Origin of the sequence: Pedobacter sp. MR2016-24 (assembly GCF_026239655.1) — a bacterium.
Classification (GTDB): Bacteria; Bacteroidota; Bacteroidia; order Sphingobacteriales; family Sphingobacteriaceae; genus Pedobacter.
Genome location: NZ_JAPIVO010000002.1, coordinates 173,516 through 185,717, shown reverse-complemented (window position 1 = coordinate 185,717; position 12,202 = coordinate 173,516). Strand labels below are relative to the sequence as shown.

The window sequence follows — 12,202 nt, the reverse complement described above, 5'->3', positions numbered from 1 at the left end:
CTTTAATTTATCTTACGAATGCCATGGCTACACCACCATCCACATTCAATACATTACCAGTTGATTTATTTAAGAGTCCGCCAACAAATACCAGGCAGGCATTTGCGATATCTTCGGGGAGGATAATCTTGTCCAGCAAAGTACGTTTGGCATAGAATGCCGGCAGTTCTTCTACCTTCACCCCATAAGCCTTCGCGCGACCAGCTGCCCAGTCGCCCTCCCAGATCTTGCTGTCTGAAATCACAGCATCCGGATTTACCACGTTTACACGAATTTTGTCTCCGCCAAGTTCTGCTGCATTCAATCTGCTCAGGTGTAACTGCGCAGCTTTTGCAGAGCCGTAACCAGCATTATTCGGTCCCGATACCAAAGCGTTTTTGCTCACGATATTTAAAATATCACCACCAATTGCCTGCTTGCGCATCACTGCTACCGCCGCCTGTGTAACTTTAAACTGTCCCTTGACCAGCACATCATATAACAGATCCCAGTCTTTATCGGTATGCTCTTCGATAGGTTTGGAAATGGACAAACCCGCACAGTTGACTACAATATCAATCCCGCCAAAAGCAAGGGCAGCAATGTTAAAAGCCTGCTGAATATCATCACCCTTGGTGACATCCAGCACTGCTGTAGTATAAGCGTCTTTTCCATATAAACCTTTAAACTCCTGATCTGCCTGCTCTAATCTGCCACCATCGTTATCATTAATAATTACCACCGCACCTTCTTCTACAAATTTCTTTGCGATAGCTTTACCAATTCCCCCGGCACTGCCAGTAACCAGAGCTATCTTGCCAGAAAGCGCCTTTGGTTTAGGCATTCTCTGCAGTTTAGCTTCCTCCAGCAACCAGTATTCTATGTTAAAAGCTTCCTGACGTGGCAATGAAGTATATTCCGAAATGGCTTCAGCCCCTTTCATTACATTGATGGCGTTGATATAAAATTCTGCTGCCACACGGGTAGTCTGTTTGTCTTTGGAGAAAGAAAAAAGTCCGATACTCGGATAAAGTATGATTACAGGGTTAGCATCACGGATTGCAGGACTGTTTTCATGTTTACAGGTAGCATAATAATCAGCATACATTTTCCGGTAAGCCACAAAAGCAGGTGCCAGTTTTTCTTTGATCACCGCAGGATCAGTCAGATCTGCTAAAGGATCAAGTTCCAGTACCAGCGGACTGATTTTGGTACGCAAAAAGTGGTCAGGACAGCTGGTACCCATAGGAGCGAGCCGATCCAGATCTTTGGAATTGATAAATTCAAGCACTCTCGCATCATCCGTGAAATGCCCTACCATATGACGTTCGCTAGAGCAAAAACCACGTAAAATAGGTGCCAGCAATGCGGCCTGTGCTGTCCTTACAGACTGTTCCGGTGAGCTGAGTTGCTGACCACCAAATACTGGTCCTTTTTTACCATAGTTCTCCTCCAGGTAAGTCGCGCAGATTTCTATGACTTCCAGCGTATTGATATAACTTTCATAAGCCGTATCTCCCCAGGTAAATAAACCATGAGAACCCAGCATAATCCCCCGGATTCCCGGGTTTTCATCCAGACAGGCCTTTAACTGCAGTCCCAGATCAAAACCTGGTTTTTGCCAGTCTACCCAGCCAATAGTACCGTTGAAAAGTTCCTGCGTAATCTGTTTGCCGTCCTTTGCCGCAGCGATGGCAATGGCAGCATCCGGGTGTAAGTGATCAATATGTTTAAATGGCAGGAAGCCATGCAGTGGCGTATCAATAGAAGGTGCTTTAGAATTAAGGTCATAAATACAGTGGTTGAAAAGCTCTACCATTTCATCCTCCTGATCCAGTCCCCTGTAAATCTTTTTCAAGCTTCTTAACCGCTCTACATATAGTGCAGCCAGTCCATTACGCTTTAATGTACCTATATCGCCCCCGGAACCTTTGATCCACATTACTTCTGCTGTTTCACCTGTCAGCGGATCTGTCGCGTCTGCCTTACAGGAAGTATTTCCTCCGCCATAATTGGTCAGGCGTAAATCTGCACCCAGTAAATTGGAGCGGTAAAGTAATAAGGCCACCTCATCTCCTGCCAGTTTAGCGGCTTCGGCTTCGTCCCATAAATAACTTACGTGCTTAAAACGGTCTCTTTCGAACATATGATTTAATATTTTTTGTGACTATTTAATTGAATTCCCATACCCTACAATCAGGATAGATGCGATAATGAAACCGATCCCTGCAAGCACTGTACGGAATGTTTTTTTGCTTACGGCTGTCCATTCTTTCAGCACTAATCCCCATACATTGGCCACGAGGATTATAAAGGCCATATGCAGGATCCATGAACTGGCACCATTGCCCAGTTTACTTTCGCCCATACCATAAAAGAAGAACTGCAGAAACCAGGTAGTTCCTGCCAGCGCAGCAAAAATGTAGTTGGCCAATAATGGTGTCTTTTTGTTTGTATAATCTTTGAATGTTTTATTACGCGCATTCAGCAGCATACACCAGAGAAAATTGGTCGTAAGCCCGCCCCAGAGGATCACCACATAAGTGACATTATTCTGGTAGAGAAACTCTCCCTGTCCCGGATGAAGCGTTTTCCACAAATTATTAGCTTCATGCGCCATATCCTTACCTGCATCAATCCCAAAAGCAAAACAGGCACTCAGGATACCAGAGATAATCGCAACAGTAAGTCCCAGTCCGATCTTAAACTCGGTACTTTCTTTTTTTTCCTCTTGTGCATTCAGGTCTTTCTCTTTCATCATTCCCGCCTTCCCGCAGATAAAAATGCCGACTACACAAACCAGCAGGCCAACGATGACCAATTGCCCCCAGGAGCTGCCAATAATATCAGTAAAAGTATCTTTTCCTGATTTTGGATAAATATCATAGTAGATTGAAGGCAGCAGGGCACCGAATACAGAACTTAAGCCCAGAATGATCGAACTACCCAGTGAGACACCCAAATAACGTACACCCAGACCATAGGTGAGTCCCCCTATGCCCCATAAAATACCAAAGAAGTAAGTCAGGCCGATCACTGCACCATCAGTATGTTTGATAATTGCAGAAAAGTCAGGAATAGTAAGATATGCCGCTAATGGTGGTACAATCAGCCAGGAAAAAATACCGCCAACAATCCAGTAACTTTCCCAGGCCCAGCCCTTAACTTTTTTATAAGGAATGTAAAAACTCCCGGAGGCGAAACCGCCAATGAAATGGAATATAACTCCAAAAATGATTTGCATACGTGTTTATGTATTTGGTTAGAATAATTAAGCGATAATAATGCTTTGAAATGGGTTAACTGTTATTTACTGTCCTGCTCCGGAATTTCATAACACTCTGATGCGAACCCGCAGGAAGGGGTGTAGAGATACTATTGAATTTTCTTTGATCAATCATAAGGTGGAATATATTTGGTATAGCCAAATTATCACTAAAGAAAATAAGCCACCTATATGATTTGATATTTAAGCTATACTTTTTGGCATTGTTATTTGCGTTTTCCGGCAGAGACTGAGATCATTCCTTGATTAATCATCATGGTAATTTCCGTTAGACCATTCGCTACCTCATCAATCTTTGTTTCTAATCGACCCGTTCTTATTTCAAGCTGATCGATCCTGGATTCCATATTTGTGAGCTGTAACTCTAACTTATTGATTCTCCCCGCCATTCTGTCGAAGCCTGCTTCCATGGAAATGCTCATTTCCTGGAAAAGATTTAACAGTGCAAAACTCGTTTTTTCAATTTCAAATAACCTTTTGTTAACGACTTCCATAAATCCTGAATTAGTATTTCAAAATTACCTTATTTAATTTTTAATAAAAAATAATTTCTATTTTAATTAATAAAGACAACAAAAATAGCTATTTAATTACCTGAAGCACCTGCTTTAATTTACTGTCCCTGGCCATTAGCCTGCAATTCTTCAAGAGATTTCAAATTCATTATTTCTTAGTATTTTTATTCCCTCCTGTAAGCAAACCATATATAGCCCTATGACCGATTATTATAAATACCTGCCTGTCAGTGCTGAAGATAAGAACTGGGGCTTATATGTACTCAATGCAGGAACCATTCGTACAGGTCCGGAAGCAGTATATCCGGTAAATACTCACCCTTCACATCATTATTTCAACTGGAACAATGGCCGCATTTTGGACGAGTACCAACTCCTTTACATCACAAGGGGATCCGGGTATTTTGAATCGGATAACTGCAGTTACAGGAAAATCGAAGAAGGTTCAATTATTGTGCTTTTCCCGGGAGAAAGACATCGCTATAAACCTTCAGAAGAAACGGGATGGGATGAATACTGGATAGGTTTTAAAGGGGAAATAATGAATAACCTTGTACGCAATAGCTTTTTTAGTCCGGCACAGCCCTGTTTCTATATCGGTTTTAATGAACAGATCTTCGGCATGTTTGAGTCTATCATCGAAAAGACCAAAACGGAGATTACCGGTTACCAGCCAGAAATTTCTGGCGCAGTTCTCCATTTGATGGGCAGTCTGCGTGCCTTATTAAAAGAAAATTCCAATATACATGATGACAGGGAACTCATTGTCAACAAAGCCAGGATTCTATTCCGCTCCAATATTGATAAAAGCTATTCCCCTGAACAGGCTGCTGAGGAACTGCAGGTAGGGTATTCCTGGTTCAGAAAAGTATTTAAAAGCTATACAGGTCTCTCCCCCGGACAGTTCTTTATCCAGCTCAAAATAGAAAAAGCAAAATCGCTGCTGTCTGACCCCAGTCTTTCTGTGAAAGAGATTGCTTATGCGCTAAAATTTGAATCCAGCTTCTATTTTTCCAAATTATTTAAAGATAAAACAGGAATCACACCCAGTGCTTTCAGACAGCGTGAAATCAGCCTCACGACTGGCAGATTGTTGATTTAAGCATCACTGTTCCTTTTAAGGTGATAAGGAAATCTTTATAAAGATGGCCGTAGTGTAAGATAAAATGGTGCCTCCTGATCCTGATGGTTCTGGCTCTTGATGATCTCGGCAGCAATAGTTCCCATCATCTTAAAATCGGTGGATATGGTGGTAATGCCATTCAATAGAAATCTTTTAAGCGGGGTTTCATTGTAAGAAATTACCCCTACGTCTTTACCCATGGTTAACTCCATCGCCATGATCCGCTCAATCAGCACCACAAGGTCATCTTCCATGAGGTTAATATACGCTTCACCAGATTCTATAGGCTCATTGTACACGTCGTTCACAATCACATGATTAAAGGCATATTGCTGACAAAATCTTCTGAACCCATCGATAATTTCATTTGGAAAATAACTCTTTTTTGGGAAGATGAGCTTCAGGGTATGGTATTTCTCCAATTGCTCCTTTGCTTGTATAAGCGCCCTGTAGATATCCTTTTCAAAATTTTCGTATACCGCTGAATAGTGACCCGTTACGCCGGGAACCTTTTTATCCAGCAGGATTAACTTATCGGACGGAATCGTATTGATAATTTTGTAGGCATCTTCACCGCCTTCCACAAAATGCGGAATAATCACATAATGAGAATATTCAGTCCGCTTGTTCATGATCAGCTTTTTGAAGATGGCGAAGTCGTTATTATAAATGTAAAAGTCGATCAGCGCATCTTCCCCCAATGCGGCGACGAAAGAATCGTAAATAATCTTTTTGTGTACAGACAGCTTATTAAATAATAAAAAGATCTTGATTTTCTTCTTGAACTCTGTATTGTCAATATAAAACCCCTTGCCGGGTACCGACAAAATAACGCCTTTTTTTTTCAAATATTTATAGCCTTTTTCTGCGGTGTCCCTGGATATTTCGAGTACACTGCTCAATTCATTGATAGAAGGCAGGATATCATTTCTATTCAATATCCCCTCCTCCACAGCTTCAATGATAGAATCACTGAGCTGTAAATACTTGGGCGTAGCAGAATATTCATCCACATGAATGAATTTGAAAAAATCACTTGTCTTGATCATAATGATATCTTTTTAAAACCTTTTAGCATAAATTAGGAAATTACCTGATCACCTTCACCATTTCAGGCGCATCAATTACCGTATTCACTTTGCCCTTAGCCAGTTGAGTATGTTTTATTTTTACGAGGCCATAGGGCGTTGGAAATGTACCCTCAACAAAACTCAGGTCGCCCAAATGCGGCCTTACCCGGATCACTTTACAGCCGGGCGCAATAACCTGCACCCCCAGAACATGTTCTGTAAGCCATGAGGTAGGTCCGGATGCCCAGCCATGAGCAAGGCTATGCCTTAGTTTTTTATAGCTGTAGGCACCATAGGCTGCATGGATATCTACTTTACCGGCAGGTACCAGCTCATCAATGCGTCCCGCATTTTTCGTCCAGGACAGCTCAAAATCCTCCCAGAAGGTAGTAGCCCCCATGTCCAGCATCCCGCCCCAATATTCCCTGATATTGTCTATCGCTCCCTGGTAATCTCCTGCTTTAGCCTTTGCCTGCAGCATGTAGTAGCCGTAAAAAGTAGAGAAATCTTTTGTGCCGCCCACAGCAATAAATTCTCTGTTTGCTTTTTCAGCCGGCATTAATCCCGCTAAAGCCAGCAATGCTGCTGCCTGCTTATTGTTTGCCGCATCGGGAACGCTTTTCTTTAACAAATTTAGGGTCGACTCACATTTAAGTGCTGTGGCTTCTTCGCCGAGGATATGGCAGAGTTCAGCACCGTCTTTTAAGGTAAGCAACATCATGGCCTGCAGACCGGCATGCACGGCGGGTTTATTGGCATAAGATGGCCAGTCCATAAAGCGCATGCCATCCAGGTCTTCCTCATTGCCTTTCACTTTCGTCATCAGGTGATTCAGCAGGCTAAGCAGATAAGTACGCTGCGCTTTCAGGTAATTCAGATTTCCCTGGTATTGATACCAGTCGCGCTGAATCCGGATCCACCACATCGAATAGGAACTGATCCCATTCATCCATTCTGGTACTGGCGTTACCTTTTTGATCAGATCAAGACTTTTAGGTACCACCTCGTTATAACCAAAAACAGTATTTATGGTCATTACTTCAGGATGCATATCCCCTACCCATACTAACCTGTCTCTTTTAATTCCGTCCCACAAATATTGCTGCATATTTAAATGAACAGTATAGGCACCGGTGGCCCAGATTTTATTGAGCCTTTCATCACTACTGTGAAAGGAGCCCAGATACGGTACATCACGGTAAGTAGCGATTGCTCTCACTTCTTTTAACAGCAGTTCTGTATTGGTATCGGCCAGATCTATCCGCACAAAACGAAATCCTGTGTTCCCCAATTCCAGCCCCCCCAGCCAGGGCAGCTCAACAGTAAAATCACGAATGGCATGGTCGTTCGTAGCCCCGCTTAAAGTATCTATTTCCGCCATAGCCTCACCCGCAGATTCCCCGAAACGAATGCGCACCTTCACGGGGCCCTGTTTATTCATCAATCCGGTAACGAGTTGCAAACCTCCGTGGAGTTCTTTGCCATAATCCAGCAAAATACCTGGTTTGGTATTATTATCACTTTTTAAGGTGACCAGATCTTTATTGACCAGCTCTGCCTGCCCGTTTCCTGCTTTGAGTAATTGCTGTGCATTCAGGATGTACCTGCCGGTGGTGTCCGACTGCCACAGGATGCGTCGGGGAGAAAGATATTCACGAACGCGTGGATCTTTCTGGGCAGACACAGTGATCGCCAAGGATAAAAAACAGGCTAACAAAAGGGGATATTTCATCTTGATCATGGGTTAAGGCTAATATTTTATAGTAGCCAGCAGGTCTTTCAGCCCACCTTTGCGGGAAATATTATCCGGAGGGATTAAAAATGCCGCCAGTATACAGCCGATGAGTAAAAAATATATGCTATTCTTTAACCTGCTCATTAATTTTATTTGGTTTTATAATGGAATCGGATCAGCTGAATATCTCAGCCGATCCGATTCCATTAGCCTGCGTAATATCTACAATTTTACTGCGTATTCAAACTGATAGGTACCGGAACCAGCATTTATTTCAACATCGTTACCCTGATCTGCTACCTTGCTAAATCCTTTAACTTCTTTCAATACAAGCCCATTTTCTGTTACAGACGCTTTAGCGGCACCAGGCAGCCTGATCAGCGCTGTGGTATTGGGAGGAATAACTACTTTTAATTTAAAATTGCCGTTCTCTATTTTCCAGTCGCTTACTGCCAGCCCATATAATGTTTCCAGTTCTGCTGCCGCATGTGTGATATTGCCCCCCGGTTTTGGGGAGATGGTTATTTTCTTATAGCCTGGTCCCGACTCATCCGTATCCAGCCCTGCCATCACCCTATACATCCAGTCGCCGATTGCACCGTAGGCATAATGGTTAAACGAGTTCATGCCCGTGGTTTGAAAACTGCCATCAGGCTTGATCCCATCCCAGCGTTCCCAGATAGTGGTTGCGCCCATTTTAACAGGGTATAACCATGAAGGATAGGTTTCCTGCAGCAATAGTTCGTAAGCTACGTCCGTACGACCAAAACGGGTAAGTACATGACATAAATAGGGAGTTCCAAGGAAACCGGTGGTGAGGTGATTGCCATAACTTTTAATATTTGTAACCAGGAAATCTACTGCCTGTTGTCTCAGGTTTTCCGGTAACAGCTCAAAATTCAGTGCCAGCACATAAGCTGTCTGCGAACCGGAAACCAGTCTGCCGTTAGGTGTTAAATATTCTTTTAGAAAAGCCTTTTTAATCCGCTCCAGCAGTGCAGTATATTTATCTTCATCCCCCTTATTGCCCAACACTTTTGCCGCATTGATCAGCAACTGTGTAGAATGTGCATAAAAGGCCTGAGCAATCAGGTATTTATCTGTGATGGCTGAGCGACCATCATTGTCATCATCCGGACGATAAAACAGCCAGTCGCCAAAGTGAAAGCCCGTATTCCAAAGATCATTTGTACTTTTCGACGTCATGAATTCTACCCAGGCCCGCATACTGGGATACTGGTTTGCCAGTATTTGCTGATCACCATAAGCAACGTACATATTCCATGGGATAATCGTTGCTACGTCTCCCCAGCCAGCAGATCCCGTAGAACCTTCATTCAATATGTTAGGCACTACAAAAGGCACACTTCCATTCGGTAACTGATCTGAAGCTACATCTTTCATCCACTTGGTAAAAAATCCCGCCACGTCCATGTTAAATGCTGCCGTTCTGAAAAACACCTGTGCATCTCCTGTCCAGCCCAAACGTTCATCACGCTGCGGACAATCCGTCGGCACATCCATAAAATTACCCTTTTGTCCCCATTCAATATTATGCTGTAGCTGGTTCAGCAAAGTATTTGAAGTACTGAACTTACCTGTCGTCGCCATATCAGCATAAACAGCAATAGCTTTAAAAGCTGCAGGATTAAGGTTGGCTACATTTCCTGTTACTTTCACATACCTGAAACCCTGGTAAGTAAAATGTGGTTCATAACTTTCTACACCAGATCCTTTAAAGATATACCTGACCAGCTGTTTCGCGGAGCGCATGTTATCATCATAAAAATTACCCGCCTTATCCAATACCTCGCCATGTTCAAACTGGATGGAAGATCCAGCTTTGCCACTTAACTGGAATGACACCCAGCCGACCAGGTTCTGACCGAAATCCAGCACCGTCTCCCCTTTCGGAGTTTTAATGATCCTGACTACTTTGAACTCTTCATGTTTGTGGGGAAGGGGACTGATACTGCTTTCCAGTACTTCTTTTCCTGCATCTGCAATTGTCACCCCTTTCCAGCCTGTATCATTATAGTCTGGCAGTGCCCAGCCTTTCTTTTCATACTTTGCATCATATACCTCTCCGTTATATAAATCCGAGAAGCGGATGGGGCCGGTAGCATACTTCCAGGTATCGTCACTGCCAATGGTCTTTGTTGTGCCATCAGCATATTCAATCTGCAGCTGTGCCAGTCCGCTCACCTGTTTACCATAAAAACCTCTTTGATTATCAAAGCCAATGCGACCTGCATACCATCCATTACCGAGCGTGAACCCAATGGCATTCTGCCCGTTTTTGAGCAACGAGGTTACGTCATAACTTTGATATAGGAGTCTTTTGGAATAACTTGTCCATCCGGGAGCCAGGTGATCCCTGCCTACGCGTTTACCGTTTAACTGTGCTTCATATAAACCACGCGCAGTTATGTATAAGATGGCAGATTTCACTTTTCCAGTCGCAGCAAACACTTTCCTGAACATCGGGCTTGGTCCTGTGATCGTATCAGCAAGATCGCTGGTAATCCATTTGGCCGACCAGTTAGCTGCGCCAAACAGACTTGTGCGCCAGGAACCAATGGCGCTCCAGGCAGATTCCTTTCCCTGGTTATCTTTTACCTTCACCTGCCAGTAATATTTTGTGTTGGGTTTCAAAGGTGTACCGGCATAGGGCAGAAATACCGAAACCTCGCCTTTCTTTTTACCACTATCCCATACCAGTGATTTCCCTGCAGATAAATTCGCAGAATCTGTCCCTACCCTGATCTGATAAGCCGTTTGCATCACATTGCGCTGGGCTGACCGGATCTTCCAGCTTAACCGGGGCGCAGCAGCGCTGATATTCAACGGATTTTCCTGATATTCTGTCTTTAAGTCGCTCACCTGCAGTTGCTGAGCAGATACTGAAAGCGTAAACAATGAACAATGGAGGGCAACTATTAAAAAATAATTTCTCATAGTGTGGTTATTGAGGGTTTTGAGTTAGATTATCAAGATTCACTTCTCTTTGCGGAAGCGGCAGCAAGAGCTTATTTGTATTCAAAATATAGGATCCTGAAGGAATATTTGGCTTGTTTGCAATCTCATATTGTCCATGGGCAGCCATGAGTGTTTCCGCTTTTCCCGAACGGACAAGATCATACCAGCGATGATTTTCGAAAGCCAGTTCAACTCTTCTCTCCTGTAAAATCGCATCCCTGAACGCCTGCTGACTGTCTACACTTAAGGCAGCAACCGCATTTCCGGCGGTCTTTGCAGGCAGACCGGCACGTGTGCGAATCTGATTCAGCAGGGTAAAGGCTTCTCCGCCGGCAGCAAATCCCTGCTCATTTAAACATTCTGCAATCATCAGCAAAACATCCGCATACCTGATTACCGGGAAATTGTCATTTGTACGCCCCCTGTCTACAATACCGTGATTGTATTTTTTAACATATGGAATATTGATCACTTTGCCCGTCAGATCTGTAAAACTCGTTGCCAGTGAAACGTCCTTTCTTAAATCGCCCGCCTCATAGGCACTGATCATATCTTGCGTAGGGATATTCCATCCGTTACCACCCCCAAGGGTTGTGCCCGGGTCACCCGTAACAATACTGCCAGAATTCCATGGTGCAAACTGATACATAAAATTACTTTCGAGACCGGGTTGTGCACCAAGATACTGAATTTCGAAAACAGACTCGCTATTATTTTTACTTGATGGTAAAAATATATCGTTATAAACAGGTATCAAACTATAATCTAAAGTCTGCACTTTACGGAGGGCCACCAGCGCTTCGCTGAATTTCTTTTGCGTCATGTACACTTTGGCCAGCAGGGAAAGCGCAGCACCCTGCGTAGCACGCCCCGCATCTGTACTGCCATATTTTACAGGAAGGCTGGTAGCAGACGCATTCAGGTCCGCAATAATCTGTGTATAAACTTCATCCACACTGGCCCTGCCCTTCGACCGGGCATCTTCGGGCGACTGGGTAGGGAGCAGCCTTAAAGGTACACCGCCAAACTGCCTGACCAGGTTGAAATAATTAAAAGCACGCAAGAATGTCGCCTCCCCGGAGTACTGGTTTTTCATGACCTCTGCCATAGGCACCTCTCCAATTCTGGTCAGGATCTCATTACAACGGGCAATTGCCGTATAATTTTGCTGCCAGTACAGCTGCAATGGCTCCGCTGTGGCGCCAACAAGAAATTCGTCTATAAACTCACGCTGCTCATAGCCCCTGTCTGACGGGTTATATTGATAGGTCGTATTGTCCGACCGCATTTCACCGAACAGCCAGTAGCTTACCCTGCCCATATCACTGATCGAAGAGTAAGCGCCATTAACAGCCTGTCTGATATCCCCTTCCGTTTTATAAAAGTTAGTTCCGGCAATAGAAGCTTCAGGAGTCTGATCTAAAAAGTCCTTTTTGCAGCCGGAAATGACTAAGCTGATTAAAAATACGCCTGTAACGATATATGTTGAATAATTCTTCATGATGATAATTGCTG

General features: G+C 43.7%; 8 protein-coding genes. 1 reads left to right on the top strand and 7 read right to left on the bottom strand.

The features are described 5' to 3' along the window. Nucleotides 1-7: 7 nt before the first annotated feature. The 3 genes from OQX62_RS04895 to OQX62_RS04885 all read right to left on the bottom strand — a co-directional run bounded on the left by OQX62_RS04895 (nt 8) and on the right by OQX62_RS04885 (nt 3,759). Entirely contained in the window at nt 8-2,125 is a 2,118-nt protein-coding gene (locus OQX62_RS04895; protein WP_265830292.1) for a bifunctional aldolase/short-chain dehydrogenase, read from the bottom strand. A gap of 21 nt (nt 2,126-2,146) precedes the next feature. Then, a complete protein-coding gene (gene rhaT, locus OQX62_RS04890; RefSeq protein ID WP_265830291.1) occupies nt 2,147-3,223 on the bottom strand; it encodes an L-rhamnose/proton symporter RhaT in 1,077 nt (358 codons plus the stop codon). Nucleotides 3,224-3,471: 248 nt separating this feature from the next. Continuing rightward, nucleotides 3,472-3,759: a hypothetical protein gene (locus OQX62_RS04885; RefSeq protein WP_265830290.1), complete on the bottom strand. Its 288-nt coding sequence runs from the start codon at nt 3,757-3,759 to the stop codon at nt 3,472-3,474. 220 nt (nt 3,760-3,979) lie between these two features. On the opposite strand from OQX62_RS04885, the gene OQX62_RS04880 reads away from it, so the two are divergent. After that, entirely contained in the window at nt 3,980-4,882 is a 903-nt protein-coding gene (locus OQX62_RS04880; protein WP_265830289.1) for a helix-turn-helix domain-containing protein, read from the top strand. A gap of 35 nt (nt 4,883-4,917) precedes the next feature. Here the strand turns inward: OQX62_RS04880 and OQX62_RS04875 are convergent, their stop codons facing one another. The 4 genes from OQX62_RS04875 to OQX62_RS04860 all read right to left on the bottom strand — a co-directional run bounded on the left by OQX62_RS04875 (nt 4,918) and on the right by OQX62_RS04860 (nt 12,188). Continuing rightward, entirely contained in the window at nt 4,918-5,949 is a 1,032-nt protein-coding gene (locus OQX62_RS04875; protein WP_265830881.1) for a GntR family transcriptional regulator, read from the bottom strand. Between the two features lie 43 nt (nt 5,950-5,992). Beyond that, a complete protein-coding gene (locus tag OQX62_RS04870; RefSeq protein ID WP_265830288.1) occupies nt 5,993-7,705 on the bottom strand; it encodes an alpha-L-rhamnosidase C-terminal domain-containing protein in 1,713 nt (570 codons plus the stop codon). Between the two features lie 225 nt (nt 7,706-7,930). Continuing rightward, complete coding sequence (locus OQX62_RS04865) at nt 7,931-10,666, bottom strand: glycoside hydrolase family 78 protein (RefSeq protein ID WP_265830287.1); 2,736 nt, start codon at nt 10,664-10,666, stop codon at nt 7,931-7,933. Nucleotides 10,667-10,673: 7 nt separating this feature from the next. After that, complete coding sequence (locus tag OQX62_RS04860; protein ID WP_265830286.1) at nt 10,674-12,188, bottom strand: RagB/SusD family nutrient uptake outer membrane protein; 1,515 nt, start codon at nt 12,186-12,188, stop codon at nt 10,674-10,676. Nucleotides 12,189-12,202: the final 14 nt, after the last annotated feature.